General features: G+C 50.1%; 16 protein-coding genes. 3 read left to right on the plus strand and 13 right to left on the minus strand.

All coding sequences use genetic code 11. The annotated features are described in order from the left end of the window. Positions 1-497: 497 nt before the first annotated feature. A protein-coding gene (locus E0L21_RS10475) for an IS3 family transposase (protein WP_131409207.1) occupies positions 498-1,618 on the minus strand; the annotation gives its coding sequence in 2 pieces (ribosomal slippage) (positions 498-1,360 and positions 1,360-1,618; 1,122 coding nt in all). 267 nt (positions 1,619-1,885) lie between these two features. On the opposite strand from E0L21_RS10475, the gene E0L21_RS10480 reads away from it, so the two are divergent. Continuing rightward, positions 1,886-4,171, plus strand: a complete 2,286-nt coding sequence (locus tag E0L21_RS10480) for a tetratricopeptide repeat protein (RefSeq protein WP_131409209.1) — start codon at positions 1,886-1,888, stop codon at positions 4,169-4,171. A gap of 511 nt (positions 4,172-4,682) precedes the next feature. Here E0L21_RS10480 and E0L21_RS10485 read toward each other — a convergent pair. Further along, positions 4,683-8,306 (minus strand): DEAD/DEAH box helicase, encoded by a 3,624-nt coding sequence (locus E0L21_RS10485; RefSeq protein ID WP_131409211.1) that lies wholly within the window; start codon positions 8,304-8,306, stop codon positions 4,683-4,685. A 910-nt stretch (positions 8,307-9,216) separates the two neighbouring features. Between E0L21_RS10485 and E0L21_RS10495 the strand changes: the two genes are divergently transcribed. After that, positions 9,217-10,161, plus strand: a complete 945-nt coding sequence (locus tag E0L21_RS10495) for an ArdC family protein (RefSeq protein ID WP_131409213.1) — start codon at positions 9,217-9,219, stop codon at positions 10,159-10,161. A 304-nt stretch (positions 10,162-10,465) separates the two neighbouring features. Here the strand turns inward: E0L21_RS10495 and E0L21_RS10500 are convergent, their stop codons facing one another. The 7 genes from E0L21_RS10500 to virB11 all read right to left on the minus strand — a co-directional run bounded on the left by E0L21_RS10500 (position 10,466) and on the right by virB11 (position 16,343). Further along, positions 10,466-10,765 (minus strand): hypothetical protein, encoded by a 300-nt coding sequence (locus tag E0L21_RS10500; protein WP_131409215.1) that lies wholly within the window; start codon positions 10,763-10,765, stop codon positions 10,466-10,468. A gap of 179 nt (positions 10,766-10,944) precedes the next feature. Next, on the minus strand, positions 10,945-11,697 hold the full coding sequence (gene mobC / locus E0L21_RS10505; RefSeq protein ID WP_100016865.1) for a MobC family replication-relaxation protein: 753 nt from the start codon (positions 11,695-11,697) through the stop codon (positions 10,945-10,947). Between the two features lie 8 nt (positions 11,698-11,705). Continuing rightward, positions 11,706-13,442, minus strand: coding sequence for a type IV secretory system conjugative DNA transfer family protein (locus tag E0L21_RS10510; protein WP_100016866.1), 1,737 nt, complete (start codon positions 13,440-13,442; stop codon positions 11,706-11,708). 780 nt (positions 13,443-14,222) lie between these two features. Continuing rightward, on the minus strand, positions 14,223-14,528 hold the full coding sequence (locus E0L21_RS10525) for a dpoa decarboxylase (RefSeq protein WP_131409217.1): 306 nt from the start codon (positions 14,526-14,528) through the stop codon (positions 14,223-14,225). Positions 14,529-14,577: 49 nt separating this feature from the next. Next, positions 14,578-14,880: a TrbM/KikA/MpfK family conjugal transfer protein gene (locus E0L21_RS10530; RefSeq protein ID WP_131409219.1), complete on the minus strand. Its 303-nt coding sequence runs from the start codon at positions 14,878-14,880 to the stop codon at positions 14,578-14,580. A gap of 48 nt (positions 14,881-14,928) precedes the next feature. Next, positions 14,929-15,327 (minus strand): cag pathogenicity island Cag12 family protein, encoded by a 399-nt coding sequence (locus E0L21_RS10535; RefSeq protein ID WP_131409221.1) that lies wholly within the window; start codon positions 15,325-15,327, stop codon positions 14,929-14,931. Continuing rightward, the gene (virB11, locus tag E0L21_RS10540; RefSeq protein WP_131409223.1) at positions 15,324-16,343 is read right to left on the minus strand and encodes a P-type DNA transfer ATPase VirB11; all 1,020 of its coding nucleotides are present in this window, start codon (positions 16,341-16,343) and stop codon (positions 15,324-15,326) included. Before virB11 ends, E0L21_RS10535 begins: the two co-directional genes overlap by 4 nt. 37 nt (positions 16,344-16,380) lie before the next feature. On the opposite strand from virB11, the gene E0L21_RS10545 reads away from it, so the two are divergent. Then, positions 16,381-17,388 carry a hypothetical protein gene (locus tag E0L21_RS10545; RefSeq protein WP_131409225.1) on the plus strand — a complete coding sequence of 336 codons (1,008 nt, stop codon included), beginning with the start codon at positions 16,381-16,383 and terminating at the stop codon, positions 17,386-17,388. Between the two features lie 309 nt (positions 17,389-17,697). On the opposite strand, the gene virB10 is transcribed toward E0L21_RS10545, so the two are convergent. From virB10 to E0L21_RS24990, 4 genes are read right to left on the minus strand one after another with little or no spacing between them, the layout of a single operon-like run. Then, positions 17,698-18,915, minus strand: a complete 1,218-nt coding sequence (virB10, locus tag E0L21_RS10555) for a VirB10/TraB/TrbI family type IV secretion system protein (RefSeq protein ID WP_131409229.1) — start codon at positions 18,913-18,915, stop codon at positions 17,698-17,700. Between the two features lie 19 nt (positions 18,916-18,934). Continuing rightward, positions 18,935-19,840 (minus strand): P-type conjugative transfer protein VirB9, encoded by a 906-nt coding sequence (gene virB9, locus E0L21_RS10560; RefSeq protein ID WP_131409231.1) that lies wholly within the window; start codon positions 19,838-19,840, stop codon positions 18,935-18,937. Further along, positions 19,840-20,523: a virB8 family protein gene (locus tag E0L21_RS10565; RefSeq protein ID WP_131409233.1), complete on the minus strand. Its 684-nt coding sequence runs from the start codon at positions 20,521-20,523 to the stop codon at positions 19,840-19,842. The genes virB9 and E0L21_RS10565 overlap by 1 nt, the downstream gene beginning before the upstream one ends. After that, positions 20,516-20,653, minus strand: coding sequence for a hypothetical protein (locus E0L21_RS24990; RefSeq protein WP_165501900.1), 138 nt, complete (start codon positions 20,651-20,653; stop codon positions 20,516-20,518). The genes E0L21_RS10565 and E0L21_RS24990 overlap by 8 nt, the downstream gene beginning before the upstream one ends. Between the last annotated feature and the right edge of the window lie 28 nt (positions 20,654-20,681).

The raw sequence follows: 20,681 nt of genomic DNA on the forward strand, positions 1-20,681 counted from the left end.
ACCAACCAACCAACCAACCAACCAACCAACCAACCAACCAAAGGCTTGGGATTCATAAAATCATTGTAAAAATAAATCAGATACTAATTATCCTTTCGCCTTCTCAAATACACAAGGATTCAATTCAGGTCCGCTGACCAAGTAGGGCTTCATTATGGACCTGTAGGTTGTAATATAATGACACATGGATAGTGGTAAATAAAATTATCTAAATATTTAAAGCAGTTTCCGAAAAATGAGTAAGCATAAGGGATGCTTGTGGAACATCAGTTGGTTAAACTGTGATATGCTTAGTTTTGAATTGGCATCTATGGCTGGATTTTATTTAAATTTTTGTTAGGTTGTATCTTAAATTCCTCTTGGAGCAAGAGGCAATGATTAAGAACCTTAAGGAAAAGCAATGAACGAGATTAGCTTAAAACCACACGATTTTTATGAATTTCTCAATGGGGTTTTACTGGGAGATGATGACCTGCCCCCAAGATTAGATACAACGCTCACTTAGTAATGTCGGATCCTTCACTCTCAGAATTACCCTTTCTCCAGGCCGCCGCAAATTCAGACGGCGTCTGATAATTCGGCGCGGAGTGCGGGCGGCACTCATTATAATCCTGACGCCATTCACTGATGGTTTTCCTGGCATGACTGACGTCACTGAACCAATGTTCATTCAGGCATTCATCGCGAAAGCGTCCGTTAAAACTCTCAATAAATCCGTTCTGTGTAGGCTTGCCGGGCTGGATAAGCCGCAGTTCTACGCCATGCTCAAAGGCCCATTGATCGAGCGCGCGGCAGGTAAATTCCGGGCCTTGATCAGTTCTTATCGTAGCCGGGTAGCCGCGAAACAGCGCAATGCTGTCCAGAATACGCGTGACCTGCACACCCGAAATCCCAAAGGCAACAGTGACCGTCAGGCATTCCTTCGTGAAGTCGTCCACGCAGGTAAGGCACTTGATCCTGCGCCCGGTGGCCAATGCGTCCATGACGAAATCCATCGACCAGGTCAGATTGGGCGCCGATGGACGGAGCAGCGGCAGACGTTCTGTTGCCAGCCCTTTACGACGTCTTCTGCGTTTTACGCCCAGGCCACTGAGGTGATAAAGCCGGTACACGCGCTTATGATTAACATGAAGCCCTTCACGGCGCAGCAACTGCCAGATGCGACGGTAGCCAAAACGCCTGCGCTCCAGTGCCAGCTCAGTGATGCGCCCTGATAAATGTGCATCTGCAGCCGGACGCTGAGCCTCATAGCGGCAGGTCGACAGGGATAAACCTGTGAGTCTGCAGGCACGACGTTGCGACAGACCGGTCGCATCACACATCAACACCACTGCTTCCCGCTTCTGGTCTGTCGTCAGTACTTTCGCCCCAGAGCCACCTGAAGCGCCTCCTTATCCAGCATGGCTTCGGCAAGCAGCTTCTTGAGTCTGGCGTTCTCTTCTTCAAGCGACTTCAGGCGCTTAACCTCAGGCACCTCCATACCACCATACTTCTTACGCCAGGTGTAAAACGTGGCATCGGAAATGGCGTGCTTGCGGCAGAGTTCACGGGCGGATACTCCGGCTTCGGCCTCGCGGAGAATACTGATGATCTGTTGGTCGGAAAAACGCTTCTTCATGGGGATGTCCTCATGTGGCTTATGAAGACATTACTAATATCGGGGTGTACTAATCAACGGGGAGCAGGTCAATGAAGTAGAGTATCGTCTTGAAGAAATTGATGACTACCTTATTAACTTAATTAGTGATTCACCTGATATGGATAAGGTTAGAGAGGTGGAACGCTGCGCCCAGATCGCAGTTACACTAATTAACCCCAAATAGATGGCTATTCTTTTTCATGGGCGCTACATTCTTTACTGGCGTGCAAGTGTATTCTTGGGAAAGTGGATGATGTAATAACCAACCTTAAAAATCTCATTTCACATTGTGTCGATACAGGCTCAATAACCCCTTGTGTTAGTGTTATAAGAAATATTAAACAGGGGTTGCTTGGTGAAATAGCGGTAGATAAGTACCCATATTTAATGAATGTTATAATTGGTTTTTTAAAAGAAAATAACTTCGAAAGAGAGGTTGTTGAATGCTATATTTCGGCTGCATATTTCTTCTCTGATAACGATTCTTATCAGTCAGCAATTGATGTTCTTAATGATGCTTTAGAATATCTCGAGGAAAATGAAAACTTAGATAACGAAGCTGAGTTTGAGATTCTTACAGTTAAGCATGGTATATGTATCGTTAGCGAAGATCATGCATCAGCAATTGAAATCTGGAACAAGTTATTAGAGAATTGTGAAGAGATTGGGATTAGTCCAGCTGACACCTCGATATTAAATCACGCCACATTACTAATGCAATTGGATGAATTTGATGATGCCATTGAATTATATTTAGAGATATTATCCCGCGAGGATTTCGAAGTTAAAAGAAAAGCGATAATCTCAAGTAATATTTCAGCCTGCTATAGAGAAAAGGGAGATCGTAATGCTGCCTCGAAATATATGCGTGATGCGAGAAAAATCCTTGAAGAGTTAGGGGATGATTCGTTTGATGATGATTTCTTGCTAGAGATTGAACTAATAGATGCAAAAAACAACGTATTTTACGGTGATCAGGTTGCATTAGTGAAATGTTTGTCATCTTTTGCTTTTAGAATGAATAAAACTCTGAGGAATATATTTAAAATCCATTATAGAAGAGGGGTTAGGAGTAGGTATGTTGGTCGCTTTGAACATTTGATAGCTAGTATTGCGGAAACTGGAACTGCTGAAGATATAATTCCATTATTGGCTCTTTCACGTGTTAATCAGTCAAGCGACTGGCTAAGTATATTAAAATGGAAAGAGGATATATCATCAATTGTATCACATGATGAACTAATGCAGTTATCAGAGACCATCGAAAGATTAGCTAGTTATGGAGCTCCTCATCTTTACGGATTTGCAGAAAAATATGACAATGCCCTCTATGGAAATAATAATGACCCGTGGGATTCATTTATTTCTCAAGCTGAAGGGTTAAGGTTTAAATATAATATTAATTCTCCATACCATTATACCTCCAAGGAATACGTTTCTACGCTACTTTTCGATAGAATTGAAGAAGGGCATGCTCTTATATTTGACTTCTCTGCATCACAATCAAAATTGATTACTATATCTGATGGTTGTTACATTATGGAAAATATTCCAGAAAAAGAAGGTCGGGATTTCTTCTTCGAACTGAATAAATTCAGGGGAGGGAACAATAATCGCGCGGATTTTAATCAGGCGTTAATAAACTACCAAACCACTCTTATTTACAACCTGACAAATTCCATAGCAATTCTCGAGAACTCTAGCCGCGGCGTAATATTCTTTCCATCTAAAATGGATTTCCTACCATTGAACACGCTGTTGATTGGCAATGAAAAAATAAGGAATAAAATTCTTTTTGGAGATTTTGAAATCAGGTCTTGCTTATGCCTACATCCAAAGGATGAGAGTTATGAAATACATTCTTGCCTTGGCATGGTTGAGTCTGTCACGAACTTAGAGTACGACAAAGCAGAAATACAACACTTTATGAATACCGCAGGTCTCAATGGTGAAATTATATCTCCAGCAGAACAAAGGGATTTCTTTGAACGCGCTGCTGCTTATGACTCGATCGTTATTTCACAACATGGCTTTTCGGCCTCACTGTTCACTGATCCTGTTTTTGCTGATTTAGCTGGTCCTCATGCAGAAAGGAGTGCACTTAGCTATGAGAATTTACAATTACACTCTTATAAAATGGATTATAAACTAGTGCTTTTGAATGCTTGTTACGGTGGTGCATTAGTCAACAGGAATTATTTTAAGTTATTCAGAACACATGAATTATTAGGGTATCCACAAGCATTTTTGCTAAACAGGAAAAGCACTGTTATCGCTGCATCATGGACTATAGTTGATAGGTACAATGCATTAATGATGCATAATTTTTCGAATTACATAAAGGTTCATAGCCCGAGTAAATCTTATGGAATGTCTTTAGCCAAAGCATTCGAGATGTCTGTTTCTGAAATTAAATCTGCATTAAACGAAGTTTCTAGTGAAGCCTTAGTATTACCAAGTGATAAAAATTTAGATCTCATAAGAAGACAACCATTTTGCTTTGCAACATACCAGAATTACACACTACTGTAGCTCCAATAATTTATGAATAAGGAGGTTAACGACAATTATTGACCTGTTCCTCGTATTAATTCAATATTATGTTAGCAACGTCAGCTGATGGCACTAAGCGGGCTAAATCTGACAGATTTGACGAGATAAGGGTATAGATGAATTCTCCATACCCTTGAACGATTACTTCCCAGTTGATTTGCTTGGTTTCAGTCCTGGGGTATTGCCGGGTGTATCCTTATTATCACGTCTGCGTTGATCGGGTTTTCCTGTTGATTTTGCAATTGGTTTTGGACCTGGTTTAAGCCCCATAATCGTGCTCCTTAGCCTTGTCAGAGGTTATTCCTCAGTGTGGATATAAGGGGAGCTGTAAGAATTATCAAGCTAGGATGGGCGGTGGATAATGACTAATAGACTATTATGTGAGCAATGTCAGTTTTTGACAGGTAGCGACCGGTTCGATACTGAAGTAGGTTGTAGATTGTTCGCGATGCGCCCTCAACAATGAGGGCCACCTCGGAGATTATCAGGTTCATTGCGCCAATTGCCGATGCAGGACCTGCAGACTAGTTCCCGCCCCTGCCCATGCAGCAGCCGAGCCGACCACATACAGGTTTTGCTTGGCGCGTGAGACGGCTACATTGATTATGTTTGGCGGGCTTGCCGCCCACTGACGCGCCCTTTGCTGACTCGCTTTCGGCGCACCCAGCAACAGGATTACCGTGTCCGCCTCTCGGCCCTGGAACGTGTGGATTGTGCCTACACGATCACGGCACCATTCATCCAGCTTTACGCCGAACGTTCGCAGGAGGTCGGTTTCTCTGTCGAGACGCCGACGCATGTTCTGCTCTACGATCTTGAATGGTGTAATGATAAATACGTCTGGATTTGTAATGCCCGATGCTGCCAGCTCTTTGAGCATTCGTACAACCGCTTCGCCCTCATCGGGGCACCACTTCGTCTCAGCATCGCCATTGATATCCACCCAGTGAGATCTCCCCAAAGCCGAGCCGATAGATCCAGGTTTTTTAGGCCCGACAGCATGGACCATCTGCCCGGCATAGGCGATGGAGTTAGAAACATCGAACATTGGGTTCTGGCAACGCCTGTGAACGAGCAGTGGCAGCCCGACTTCTCGATCACCTACATCCATGACGAAGGTGGATTTGAAGCGCGATGCCTGATCAGCAAGGGTCTGCGTAGATGTGGCGGGGGCAGACCATTCAATTTGGTCAATGTTGAAGAACTTGCAGATTTCGGCGTTCAGCTTCTCGGGTAGCGATACCACAGGTGGGATTTGCAACGGGTCGCCCACCACGATGGAGCGTTTTGCCCGCATGATTGCTCCAACTGCCGCTTGAGGAACGGCCTGGCCCGCTTCATCAATCAGAAGCCAGCCAATACTCTCTGGTGGCAGATCTCCGAACATCGTCCGTACTGAGGCAAACGTTGTGGACACAGTCGGCACCACCATGAAAAGGCTCGACCAAAGATCAGGGAGAAATTCACGGTGAGCGGAAGACTGGAAGGCACCAGCCACCATGCCCGACATCAATAGCCCAAGATTGTGTTGCAAGCGGCTGGCCGAAGCATCGATGAACGTTTTATGCACAGTCAGGGCAGCGGCGAAAATATCCTCCCGCAGGCGATGAACCTCATCGGGAAGCCATGGCGCAGTCAGGTGGATAGCCTCGTGCTCGCGCTCGAAGAATCTCTCATCAACGACCCTGTCTCCCATGCGGTTTCGTGCCTCTGCCTCGGTTGCCTTCAATTTCGAGACAGCCTGACATTTGCTGGAAATTTCCTGGTCGAGTTGCTGTAACTGGGACTCAGTATTGCTCCACTCAGTCCTTGCAAGCTCCAGGGCCCTGTCTGTCTCCTGCGCCCGTAAGACTGATTGCTGCAAGGTCGCCGAGAGTTTCTGCAGTGTCGATCTCCACGACTTCCAGGTCGCAGTCGCGAACAAACGGGAGAAGAAACCTGGACGGCCAGCAAGATGGCTGTCGAGCATGATCTTATCCTGCTCGATCTGCGATTTTGCCTTCTCATGCTCCCGTTGGCAGGATTCAGCAGTCTGGTGTGCCTCTTCGACGGCTTCATTCAGACTCGGACGACGCTGTTCCACACTTTGAAGTTCGGTGGTCGCTCCCTTGAGCGCCTGGATATCCCGTCGCATTTCTTCGATGCTGGCGATTTCGGCGTCTACCGTCTCCTTGAGTTTAAGGAAAACGGTTCGCGCTTTCCGCCAGGCCGCTAAAGCGTCCACTTCGTTGGTGCTGGGCCGCTCATTGACGACCACGCTGGGCATCACGCGATCGATGATTTCGCCAGTTTGTTCGTCCTTGATCTCACGCAAGACGTTTAAGCCGCGAGCTGCTTTCAGGTAGGTAAGGAAACCACCGTCTTCATTCCACCAGAAACTTTGCTGGAACGCGCCTCGGTTGCTGCTCTTGCCGAGAGCCGCGGCGATCAATCCCCAGGTTTCGACAGGGTCGGAGGGGATGTCCCCCTCGGCCTCGGCTTCGAAATAGCCGGCGCGTTTGGGATTCGCAATCAGGTCGCTGATGGACCGGAAGTAGGCGATCTGTTCATGGCGACCATTGGCTTCCTTGAGAGGAAGCTCTTTACTGACGTTTTCGACCGCTTTGTTATTGGAGGAGGCTACGACGATCTCATGGCCCCTCAAGGATGCATGTAACTTGTAGAAGTGCAGGAATGCATTGGAACCGAATGCCAGCTTCTCGCCTGTTGTGGAAAAGGCATCCTGCGGTTTATTGAAGCCGCACATCGCCGTGGCCCGATCAAGAATGCACCCAACGACAATATCTCGCAGAAGAGTGGTCTTTCCAGTACCAGGGGGCCCATTGACACCGATGATACCTGGAGCATCATTCAGCTCAGCACGCGCCGCATTCACGGCAGCCTGTTGAAGCAGTACCAATGGATGACCGCCTTTCGAAGGCCAACGAGCCTGCGGCATGAGCGACGGTGCAACGAAAGGCTCAACTGCGGAAATGGGCGATAGCACGTCGATTTTTTGGTCAGGCCTGCCAATTCCCATGTAGCGCCGCAAACCGGTTCCGGCCTTGCCCGTTTCGATCAATTTGGCTGCTTCACCGAGATCTTCAAGGTAGAAGGAATTTAGTAAAGAAGGCTCAGGCGGCGCCTTGGCCTTGAAATGATGAAACACCTTAATCGCGAATGTGGGTGGTTCAACCAAATGCTCGGGCACACCGAACTGCGACACAAGCCATTTATAAGCGTCAAGAACGATATCCAAATCGATCGGTATGGGTTCTCCATCCTCGTTGTTGCGACGAACCATTCGGTCCAGATGCTCGATAATGCGCGGTTCAACATTCGGCCAATTCCCTAAGCTCCCAAGCTTCAGATCGAGAGCAGACTTGAGCGCCCAGGCAAAACTGGAAACGGCGACGCCTTTGTCCTCAAGCACATAGCCTTCCTTGTCGATCAGGATCGAGCCGATGGCCGCTTTCTTGCCGTCCGGGCGTGAACATTCCTCATCCTCGCCAAAAACTTTGACTAGTTCGTCCGTCGCCTTGTCGAGAGCGATGGCGCCGAGGACGACCTCGAAATAAAGCCTATGGTTGGGCTTGCTGCGGGCATTTGGTCCCCATGGGACGCCTCGCTCCAATAGAGCAACCCTGGAGCGGTCGCCAGTTGCCATATCCTCTGGGCGCTTATAACCTTGAGGCGACAGTGCTTCGATGGCTGTCCATGCTGCCAGTATCGCGCGCGCATCATTTGCCTTAACTGGCGGAGAGAAAGACGGAAGCGGACCGAGGTCGATCTGGTCCTTGCCGAATTGCTGTTGCATTACAGGATCTGGAGTAGCCTTCGGTCGCAGTTGCACTACCGTTGCAGGCTTATCGCGGGGCACAACTTGGGGAGATTGTGTGGGCGCCGAACCAAGATTACTTGCTGATGGACTGGAACCCGACATGGAGGCCACTCTGCGACCGCTAAGTTCGGTTAGGGCTTGCTCGATTTTAGTCGTCAGCGTCCGCGCCCTGGCAGTGTTGCGAAAGGTCAGCTCGCTCAACAGCTGTTCAAGTTCACTAACATTGTTGCGAGACTGTTCGAAGATTGCTTCCAGATCGAAGATTGATTTTTGCGCATACTGCCGTGTCTTCATTTATTTCTGTGGCTCCATATCCCTTCAGTTAAGAGATATTATGCTAATTAGCTTGATTTCTAAAACTATTAACTTCCGATCTTGGCGCAGATCCAGATCTCGGTGGGATGCTTAGCTGACTGCTTACGTGCGAAGATGCATTATGTGCAAATCAATATAATGCAGGTTCGTTGGTATCACTAGATGGTTGAGGGCTAGCCAAAGGCTATTACCCGTGACCTGCTCCCCGTTGATTAGTACAACCGTCGGTTAGTAATGAACTACTTTTGCCCCTGATTGAACCCACTATTCGCTACGTTGTCAGCCACGGGGAAGCCTTACGGGATGCAGCTGTGAGGGGGGATTGCCTTTCTGTCAGCATGGCTGGCCGGAGACGAAATCGCTAAAGGGGAACTGAGGATTATACCTGTTAAGCCCTCAGTATGATGCCCCGGTTACAGCGCTGTGGCCTGCTTCATAAAATCTCTCATCCCGGATCCGGATGGTGGTAGACAAACTGAACGCGGCGCTCAATAAGAAGACAGCCCGGACCCGATTGTGATTGATGCCGGAGCGAGACAATTTAAGAACAAACCGCCCCCGGTTAGAAGGATCGTTTCGCCCGGCAGGAAAACATACTAGCACCAACAAGAACTTTCTGTCAGTGCCAGTCCCCGACTCATTACCACCAGTCTATTTTTCACCGCTGCGAAGCAAGGGGCGCTATGCCCCCGGCTATGTAGGGGCAGATTTTTTCTCCTGTGTGCTTTTTGTTCTCCATATCTGCTTCCGGTTAATCGTTTCCCTGCACAACCCGTCCCGCAAGGGTGAAGTGCACGCATGCTGCGCCCTTGCGGGCCAGAACGATGCCGGGAAAGCGAACCGTCAGGCGATACGAAGACGAAAATCACACCACTGACGGAGAAAAACCATGATGACTTCCCTGCATACCCAGACCAGCGCCCCTAACACCGCAGCGGCGACCAGCGTATCCCCGCTGGACCCGTCAGGCTCCTCAAAAACGAAATTGTCTAAAACTAGAACCGATATTTATCAGACCGTCACCGACAGCATCATTGCGGCGCTTGAAGCGGGTGTTAAACCGTGGTCCTGTCCGTGGCAGCGCGTACCGGGCATGTCAGGATTACCTTCAAACTACGCGACTGGTGCTGCTTATAGTGGGATGAATATCATGTTGTTGTGGAGCAGTGCGTCAGAACAGGGATTCAAGGATTCACGCTGGATGACCTACAAACAGGCAAAAGCGGAAGGTGGGCAGGTACGCAAGGGAGAACACGGTACGACCGCCATTTTTTACACCACGCTGGAGAAGGAAAATGACGACGGAGAAACTGATTATATCCCGATGCTGAAGACGTTCACCGTGTTTAACGTTGAACAAATTGACGGTTTGCCTCTGACAATGGAAACAGTCAGCCCGGAAGCAACCTTTGACCCTTTGCCGCAGGCTGAAAATCTGTTCCGGAAGAGCGGTGCAAATATCATTGAGAAAGGACAAAACGCCTTTTTCAGCCCCTCAAACGATGAGGTCTGGCTGCCGGAGCGTCACCTTTTTTCTGATGCTGCTAATTTCTACGCCACCGGCCTGCATGAGTTGGTGCACTGGAGCGGTGGTAAAAGCCGTCTGAACCGAGAAATGAAAGGGAAGTTTGGTAGTGAAGGGTATGCAGCGGAAGAATTAGTCGCTGAGTTAGGAAGTGCATTTTTGATGGCAGATCTGGGGATTGTCGGAGAGGTTCAGCACGAAAGTTATATTGCTTCCTGGCTGAAAGCACTGAAAAACGACAAGCGCTATATTTTCAAAGCCGCCAGCGCGGCATCGAAAGCGCATCGTTATCTGATGGAGAAGGTCTGAACAGAAGAATAAGACGCTGCAAGGGAATGCGGGTTTAACCTGATATCGGGGCAGGCGGAGTGACAGGGGTTTCAATTTCCCTGCGAATTTTCCGGACATAGTATGCCCGGAAAATTCGCAGGCTGCGGGTGCGGGCGGCAAAGAGCCCGCGCATCCCGCAAAAAGAATGTTAACCCAGTGATTACGCTACTGGCGCAGCTTAGATCCTATGTTGCTGGGGTGCTGCGCGTTTAAGCAGGAGTCAGTGACTCCCACAGGAGGACCTACATCAGGCTCTGGTTGAAGGGGACAGGTTAAGAAAGGATTATTTTATCCTGGCGGCCATATTATCGGCCTCTGCCCCGAGGGATTGTAAACGCTGCGCCAGAATGTCCACGCTTTCTTGGAGTTTAAGACTCTGTTGCTGAATATCCTCCATCGTTTCTGATAAAATATCATGGAGCAAAACAAAATTGGCGTGGAGGGCATACACAAAATCGTTGCCGCGTATCAGCAGTTCTTCGCGTGGCATGCCTTGCTGTGCGGAATGAGTCATCCATGTGACGAGTGCTTTTGCGCACATTTCAGTGAGTACGTCCGAAAGTGGGTCGGCCTTTCTGTTCATTTTGTTGTCCTTTCTGATTTTAAATCAGTTGGTTGCCAGGAAATACGCTCAGTTGAGCATCCCTGTCGTCCAGCGCGGTCTAAAAATTCGCGAGAGGGCTGATGTTCGACGTTTGTTGGGCTGGGTAACCCCCTCCGGAGGTCTTTATCCTGTGTACATCCACGATAGGGGCCGGCATTTTAGTCGTGGTTGGTAGATGCTTGTTCCAGTTCATCCAGGGTACGGAACAGAAACATTTCCCGATTTTTCGCATCAAACGGAACGGGAACATGGTTTCTCGTCACCGTCCTGATGCTGCCAAACAGCCTGATCAGCGATTCTTTCGTTTTATCATCCGGCATAACATACATCGCATAGTGCCAGCGTCCGGCGTCGCTGGCGGCCAGATGGCTGTTAATGATGCTGATGTAGCGGGCGCGGGTTTTCAGCGAGCGCTCTGTTTCCACCGCAACGATGGCACCGCTGCTTAAGGTAATAATGCCGTCCGGTCGGTGCCGGACACCGGGATGCCGTGCCATAAACGCCCCCCGGTCGCCGTTCAGCCAGCCTGTGCCGCCTTTTTCCTCAAGGGCGATCCTGACCCGCTGGTTTAACAGGCGATGCTCCAGCGTCCAGTATTTGAGCCTTCCCGGCTCAAAATAGGTGGGAAAAACCGGGTCATCCGCGTTAACCACCCTTGCCAGACCTGGCATGGTGATCCCCCACAATGCCTTTGTCCCGGTCAGTACCGGATATTCATGTTTACTCAGAAATCCCAGCACCACCGCTCTATTAAGCAGGTTATACATCGCATGGTTATGTCTTCCTTTATAGCCGACAACTTTTTTTAAGGTATGGAAATCAGAAAATGTTTCTTCCTTAAGAAAACTCAGTAATGTCTCCATTCTCCGGTTTGCGGCTTCATTTCTTTCAGCAACATTATGAATAAGCATTAATGGCCTCACAGGTTAATGGAAGGTTTGTGAGTCTGATTGTTTTTTCCGGTATACAGCGGGTTTTTATGCTCAAACGAAAGCAGGTCGATATATTGCTTTTTTGCCGGTATGTGGAATAGTTTGGTTGCCTTCGCCAGATCATTCTGGGTAAAAACAAAACCAACAAATTTGGGCAGGTTAAGCAACATGTTGTTGTCTATATAATATCGTTCAGCCTGACGGATCATCCTGTCCGTTTCCATCTTCTCCGTCAGGGAGATATCCGTTTTCACTTTCCTCATTTCATCGTCTACAAGAATAGAACCGGTCATCCTTGCCACCCAGTCGGCGGTATCCGGATCGCGAAGGCGATAAACCAGCATAAATTTGCAGTTCTCAATCACCGAACCGGCAACGGCATCGCCATCCAGATCTGCCGGACAGTCATATAAATCTTTAACCGACTGGTGGGCCATGATGATATGTACACCTTTATCCCTCGCTGCGCCAAGTCCTTCAAGCGCAGGGCGGGAAAGGTGATACTTGAGTTCATCCAGGAAAATAGCGACCGGACGAGGTTTGCCTTTTATCCGGTCACGCGTTTCGGCTATCTGAATCAGACGGGTTAAAATCATTCGCTGAGCCGATATGATTTTCTGATTACGCATCGAGCCGATGATGTAGCAGCATCCGCCTTCATCAAAAATGGTCTTTAAGGAAAATCCCTTATTGGCATTAATAGAGTTCACTAAAGCGATTTCCTCAAGCTCGCCATAAAAAGCAGGCACATCTTCACTGAGGGATTTCACGAAGTCAGTGTTAAATAAATCACGTAACGTCATCCCCTTTTCATAAATAGCGGCGGTGTTTCTGGCTGCCCGGCGATCGGCTATACGATAAAAGTCTGCGCCTTCGCCTTTTTTCCCCAGGCTGAAACCGGCATTAAATAGCTCTTCTAGTTGCTCATGAGAAATATCGGCCAGTAAATCAAGCTGGAAATGAAGGTCATTCAGGTTAATCAGGACAAACGGTTTCCCCGCTTTCTGGCAGGCTTCCCGCAGTACATGCGGGGCCCACTCATCATTTTTCGGATCTTCGACAAATACCCCTTCACCAGAAAGTATTGCCTGATAAAGTAAAACACAGGCGCTGACGCCTTTACCTGAACCGGTGGTGCCGATGAGGTCGGCGTGCTGGGTCTGAAATTCTTCGGGGGTGATATATTGAGGTTGGTCGTCTTTATCCAGCCCAATAAAAATACCTTTATTCAGGTCGATATAATCCAGCGGGTTATACGCAATACTGTCAGGTAATATGTCCCTGACTTCACGAACATCCGTTCTGATATTTCTTTCCAGTTTGCTTTTTTTAATCATACGGTGTTTCAGACTGTCAATTTCTCCGGCCAGTAATCTTCGGGCGGTAATATGAAAAACCAGACCGGCAAGCGTAAATCCAACCGTCAGTATCCAGAGTGATAACCTGAGCAGAATGTCATTATCGAGCACTGTAAAGAAAAAACTCAGTCCCTGAATGGTCAGCGGTGACAGGGTGCCGGATATAAAAAAGAAGATGGACACACACGCCACCGACTTTAACCAGAAGGGGGCGTTTTTTCTTTCTTCACGTGGCAGATGAAAAATGAATGGCAGCGTCAGCCCGGCAAATATGGATAATATGACCGGGTTGTGTTGCAGCCAGAGCAGAAAAACAGAAAAGGCATCTGAAAAAGCGTTCAGCCTTTGCATCAGATGAGTTCCCATTGCAGTGATCTCCGGTCTGATTTCGATGTGACGGGCGCATCATATGGGCGTCACCGATGGACGTTACACCCCACGCCCCTACGCGACGCCCATCGGTGACGCCCATAAAAGGACGAAAAACACTGAACGCTTCCGGCGCTCATGCCCGTTATCCGCGCTTTCAGAAAACAGCCGACCAGTGGTCGTCCGTCCCTTGAAACGCCCGCATGACGGGCAACGTCGTGTGCCATGACGTTCGGGCTGGACGCCCTTACTGCCTGTCACATGGGGGTAATGTCGTGGCTGGACGCCCCCGCCAAAACCCCCAGGGTCAAAGGCGGCACACCGTCGCACGCTACGCGCGACCAACCCCTTTAAGACGCGCGTTTCGCCTGTTTTTTCTCGCAGGCTCCAAAAAACGGGAACGCTGCTTTAAAGGGGTTGGTCGCGCCTGATCGGCAATATTCCCCGCTGGGGCGGGAAATATTACCTGGCTTGACGGTGTGCGGGGCAAGCCCCCCCAAATAAACCGCTGTCGTGGGCGACAGCTTTTCGCACGCTGGGGCGGCGAAATTTATTCGGCTCCCCCCGGCCTGCTCAATTCGCTTTGGGCGAATGTTCGCTGGTGGGCGCGGTGCCTGAAAATTAATAATTTCTGCGAAATTGAATTTTCTTTCCGCGCGCACTCGCTTATTTCACGGCTTAACAATTTCTCCGAAATTGAAGCCAGAAATAAGCCAGCCTTAAACCCGACGTCTGTCAGTCTGTGGTATTGTACGGTACATTCTCAGTGTCTGAAATTCACATCTGTTCGCGAACTATTTCAGCCCGGCATTCCTGTTCAGCGTTTAATGCCGCACGGTACGTTTCATCATCGACCTTCGCTCCCTGACTTTCGGCATATCGCCTGAGCTTGCCTGCGTCCTGTTCATTAAGCTGTGAGAGATGATGCCGCAATAAACCGATAAACCGGCTTTCATATATCTCATAATAAAGCCCGCATCCCCGACAGGCTTCTTTCGACAGAGAATCATAGATACACGTGACCGATATTCTGTCCTGATGCATTGAATGGATGTTGGAAATAAACAGGTCTTCTTTATCCACTTTTATTTCTCCATGCAGGAAATGTATTAAAATAATGGTCGGAGTTTTATTACCCTCTGAGTCTGCCAAATCTGGACAGGATTTTATTTACTGCCTCCGGGTCGGCACTGGCGCATTCCCCCAGGAAAGCTTTTCTGGCATTGAGCGTATGATTGGGTAAAAATCCGTGCCGGTTCTTTTTGACGATATTAAAGAAAGCACGTTCAGCAAAATGGCATTCGCTTCCTCCACTGGTTCCGGTTGATTTACCGTACATACAAAGCACGACTTCGCACGGCTCGGCCGCGAAAGAATAAACAGGTGACCCGGCAGCAACGCAAAGCATTGCCACCGCAATAGCGGAATATTTCATGATGACGCCCTTACCGTAAGGTGAATTTCAGTATGTAAGGAGGATAATTTAATGCGAAAAATAAATGTGAGTGTTGCTGCATGTCAGGCAGCCAGTGACAAATTGATATTCAATAACGCCTTTTGCGCCATATCGACGCAGCCAGTTTTTTGCAGTAAAGAAATCTGCGCCTGTTGGCACAGCAACAACAATACGCGCCGAGTGGGCGACAGCGTAAAATACAGCGGGCGTCCAGCGTGTCTCATTAAAATTACGTGCGTGAATGGACAATAACCAATTATCTTTCACGACTGGAGAAGAAATAATGGCCTGGTTATCACGCCATTGCGGTAAACCGGTATTGACTGACTGGCCCGGTTTATTCCATTCAACAGGAACCGGTGGCGGGGGTGAAGCACAGCCGGAAAGTACCAGCGAGAATAGCAGCATTTTGATAACCTTTATCATGCTTTCATCTCCTCAAAAAAGGCACTGCGGTGCAGTGGCCGGAAATAAATATCATTCATCCGGCGCACATAACCGTCCAGGTCGATACTCACGATAACGTCCAGACTGTCCAGCACCTTGCGTAACATAAAGGCGTAAGGCAGTCGGGCGCACTGCGGATTTTCATAGCATCGGGTAATAAACCCGTCCACGGCTTCCATTGCTGAACCGGCATGAATGGATGTCATGCTGCCTTCATGGCCGGAGCCGGTTATTTTGAGAAAATCCCAGGCTTCGCCGCCGCGCACTTCCGTTAATAATATCCGGTCGGGATTCATGCGGTAATTCCAGCGCAGGAGGCTGGCGGGCGTCACAACTGATCCTTTTTCGTCTGCCGATTCGGACGGATAGAAAAGATGGACGTAGTTTTTATGAATAAAGAAGGTAATTTCCGGATTATCTTCAAGGGTTGTGATACGCAGGCTGCGGGGAATAAAACCAATCAGCATTTTCATATAGGTGGTTTTTCCGGTACTGGTTTCCCCGGCCACTGCAATGGTTTTACCGTACTCCACGCACTTCTCCATAAAGCGCGGAATATCTTTTGCGTTATATAAGGTCAATAATTCCTGATCGTGCGTCTGCGTTTTTTCTGTACCCGTCACCCGGTTATAAAACCCGGCGTCGATGTAGTCCTGATGCGTGATCTGGACCTGTGAGGGCTTACGCAGCGTCATGGACACCGTGTCACGCTCGCAGGCCGGGGGAACGATGACCTGACAGCGTTCGCCGGATTCCAGCGTGGCCGACAGCCCCGGCTTGATATCTTCGATATTGTCGCCGTGATGCTTCGCCAGGCATCTGGCGAAGTTATAGCAGCTCTCGTAATCCAGCGGGACGGCGTGCTGTTCCCAGACTCCGTTAATTTTGGTGAATAGCTCGCCCGGACGATTAACGGCGATCTCCGTCAGTCCGGGACGCGCCAGAAAATCGCCAAAAAATCGCTGCTTATAGCGGTCGAGAGAGATGTTTTTCATGTGATATCCTTGTATCGGATAAATTTGTGGAGGGAGCATGTCGAAGACGAAAGTACTGTTCGCTTATTGCCATGAACTCGGGCGTTGCTTGTCCATTGATGAAGCGCGAACGGAATTTTTTTCCAGAAAGCCGGATGAAAGAAAGCGGTTCACTTTTTCCTGTAGCGATCGCAACTGTAATGTCACCATTAGCGGCGTTAACTATCACGTCAAAGCCGAAGATGGGGAAAAATTCAAGGCTGCACATTTCCGTTCACCCCATCCTCACAAGTTCGGATGTGAATGGATCGAGTTCACCGAGGATGCCGATCAGGACAGACGTCCGGACGAATCAGAGGCTGATTTCACGGAAAGAAAAGCAAAGCAAAAGCTGACGGACTATATCAACTGCTTTGACCCTTCGATTGATGATCCTGATGGTGAGCCAGCCGATCCCGTTAAACTTGCTACTCATGCGCATGTTAAAAAACCTGTCGGGGATGATGATAAGTCCGGTACGGGTGAAGAGCCCCGCTGGAGTCGCTACACGCGAACCAACCAGCTTCAGCGACTGATCGATACATGGCAGGAAGCGAAAGAAACGCTGCCTCAGGATGAATTCAGGACGTTGAGACTGAGGATCATGCACCACGGTCAGGTCTATCTTCATGAATATATAACGCATATTCAGCGAGGATTGACTAACCCGTACGCGGGCGTCATCTATGGTGGTGGGACCCTAATGCATCGGTATGGGCGGGGCTTTCTTATTAATTTTTTTGATAAACATGAGGGTAAACCTGTTCGTCTGTATGTCAGTAAAGATCTGATGGCGAAAGGGCGGTTTGGTCATTATATCGATGAAATTCTGGACACAGAAAACGTCAGATATTTCCGTATATTTCTGCTCAATCCGGTTGTTTATGAACGGGAAAATAGCGCAGGAAAATCCGTTATAAACCTTGAAATATCAAAGCTGCGTCAACTGGCGATTTACTACGAACTGAACTCCAGCAGGGAAGATGATTCTCCATCAACGGAGCAGGAGGGGGATAGTCCGGCATAGTGGGCTAATGTCGTCGCAAGAATGATAATATCGGTGAAGTCAGGCAGCGATATCTGCTTATGTGCCAGCCGGATATCGTCTGAGGAAAAAGGTGATGCATCCAGAGGACCTTCACAGATGGTGAGGCAGAACGTTTGTCCTTCTCCTGAGTCAATGATGAGCTCTGTCAATGCGCTCCCGGCACGATAACATGTCATGACTATTCTCCTGATCCCGGTAAGGTGTGACATTAAGTCGTTGACTACGGCATTGTTGTAATCGTCCCTTACGATGACGTCTGTCGCGGTGACGTCAAACAGAAACTTTCGATTATTCACTCTTCATCCTCAGCGTATAGATGCCCGAAAAATCAATATCTTGGCCGGTGAGCAGGTTGATGATCTCACCCTGATTTTTGTAGAGGGTCGGCGGAATATTGATGCTGTTTTCCAGTGTGGTTCGCGCCATATCCGCCATCGCCTGACGGCTGTTTTCGGTATAGTCCGTGTTGCGATCTTTCTGACCGGCGCTGTTGGATGCCCATGCGCCAATGTCGGGGATCATGCCAACCAGTAACGCGCCACCGAATCGCTCCCTGAAATGCGAGTCGATCCAGCCGTCAACGCCCGCCTCGCCCAGTTCTCCGGCCGCGCGGGTATCGACCAGCGGAATATCAAGATAAGGGGGCTGACGGGTACGTAGTTTGGTGATGATGAGGAAGGCGCGCCCCTGACCGTGCGTCATTCCGGATACTGTGCCTGTCTGGTAAATGCCCGTGGCGGTGGTCCCTTTTTCAATCAGCTTCGTATTACCGCTGGCGCTCCAGATATCTTCGGCGATCGTGCAGCGGATTTTCCCCGCCCGGTCTGAGACAAAGCGGTAATCCAGCGAACAGGGAATGGCGGTATTTTCTGGCACGTACAGATCCGGGTTATAAGGAATACGCCGGACCGCTGCCGGGGACGGTTCCGGCTGTGGTGACGTTGTGTCTGGCTGCTGTCCGGCAGAGGCCACCTGCGTCATTTCCTGCTGCCGGGTCCGGACCGGGTTTCGGGCGGCAGCGGCAGAGCTATCCTGGCGAATCAGAAAACGCGCTTTGTCCAGTTCCGGCAGCGTCTCCGGCCCGGTGACTGTCGTACTGCGCGGGCTGTTGTCCGCCGGTTCCGGCGCTTCGGCTCCGGTATTGTGCGTCCCCAGATCGGTACGCTGCCGGTAATTGGTCCTGTTCGGCTGTGGCGCTGCATCCTGCCGCTTTTCCTCACCGGGTTGCCAGAGAAGATTGCGGTATACCCAGTTGCCCGCCCACGCCAGAACAATCAGCGCCACGGCGGCGAGTGTCAGAAACGCGGTGGCTTTCCCGCGCCTGCGCTTTTTCAGTTTGTTGATAGCGGGTTGTACCGGATCACTTTCTTCATCGTCCTGCGCGGTGAAAAGCGCCGCTTCCCGCCTTGCACGGGCTTCGCGCTCCAGCGCGGCAATATCGTCATCCGTCTGCGCCGGAGAAGACCGGTCCCCGTCAGACACAGGATGCGGAAGTTCGTCGTTCATCTGCATGACTCCTCAGTTATCAGTGGGTTGTGGAATTTTCCACTCGTTCGACCTGCGGGGAAACCGTGGTGCCCTCAGCCGCCTGGACCCTGCCGAAACCGCGATTTTCCAGGCCGACCACGGCATTACCGGAACGCAGAACCAGACGGGGCGTGACCTCCTGAATGACCAGTACGGTGAAGTTGCCTTTTCTGCGGACGCTGCTGTTAACCACATGCTCCTGTCCGTTCAGCGCTTTCGTCACGGAGGGAATGAATTTTGCCGGGGAGAAACCCACGAACGTAAAGCGGCCATCGTCATACGCGAAATCCGGGACAATCCATGCGCTGTCGCTTCCTGGGTATTTGAGGTAGTCCCAGTTGCGCGGTGTCTGCGCGGCATTCAGGGCCTGCTGAATGTCGGCCTGCTGCTGTTTTTGTTCCCGCTCCAGCACTCTGGCCGCTGTCTCGCGGCTGGCCTTGTCCCTGTCTTCGCCCGGATAGCGGTAACTCACCTGAAAGGCGGGCTGCTGCGGTGATTTATCATCGATGACGTTCAGCTCGATGTTGTATAAACGCCGGGTGGTAACGACCAGCAGGTTTGTGTGCCAGTCCCGGCTGTTTGGCGGGATGACCACCTGCGTGGTATTACCGTCTGCGCCGGGCGTGCCCTGAACCAGCGCCACCGGGCGGACATTGACCCGGTTGGCGTCCGGCGTGGCTTCCCACGCCTCCTCAAAACCGGGTCTGGCGCTGATAACTGCCTCGTCGCTGTCAAAGACCAGCGTGGTCATGAAACCGGGCCGGGTACTGACAACGGTGACGTTAAGCGGGTTATAGACAACCTGCTGAAGGCGGGCATCAAAGCGGCTCGCCTGCGGGATGGCGGCACTCCATGCCGTACCGCACATCATCAGCGCCAGCACAATAAGAATGATGCTCTTCATTATTCACCTCCCCGGATTTCACGGTCTGCCTGCCAGCTGGTCACGATAAAACCGAACGGGTTCACCTCCCGCTCGGTATCGCTCATCTCCCTGCCGGGGTCAGAGTGGAACGTCAGGCGGACATCCCAGTATTCGGTGCGGGTGCTGTTGTCAGCGAGGCGGCGGATAGTTTTTTTGTAACGGAGGGTGGCGACTTTATCGGGGTTAGTACCCCCGGTGAGCTGGTTTGACAGGATGTCGATTTGCACGGTATGCGCCCCGTTCTGGTACACCCTGTCCGGGGCCTCTTTACTGGCATACAGCGCCAGATAGTCATCGTTGACCTGCGGACTGTTGTAAATCTGGACCGTGGCGTAATCGTCCTGGAGGGAGGGGTAAACATACCGTTCGCGCAGTCTGACGTAGCTGGCGGTCATCGCCTTCTGATAAGCGTCCTCTGCCGTCAGACGGGTTTCTGATGCACGGGTGACGTGCTCCACGCGCCCGGTATGATTATCCACGGTGTAAAGTTCAACGACCGTCTGTTTCAGGGGCAGCATCAGCACCACGGCGATGAGTGCTAGTACGGCGGTGAGCAGGCCCGCGCCGCCGGTGATAAACCCGGCTTTCATGGCGCGTTTGTCCCGCTCAATCATCTGCTGCTCAAAGGTGCGCGAATCCGCAATGAGGGTCTGTTCACTCATGACTGTTTAACTCCGCCATAATCTGAGGGGTGTTCACGGGGACGCCCTGACCGTCAAAGGCAGGAGGACGGGGAGACTGTGCGCAGCCGGAAAGCGCACACAGCAAAGCCAGCGCAATCAAGCGTTTCATAGGATTTTTCCTCTGTGAGATCAGTGGA

This window comes from Kosakonia quasisacchari (assembly GCF_004331415.1).
Taxonomy (GTDB): Bacteria; Pseudomonadota; Gammaproteobacteria; order Enterobacterales; family Enterobacteriaceae; genus Kosakonia; species Kosakonia quasisacchari.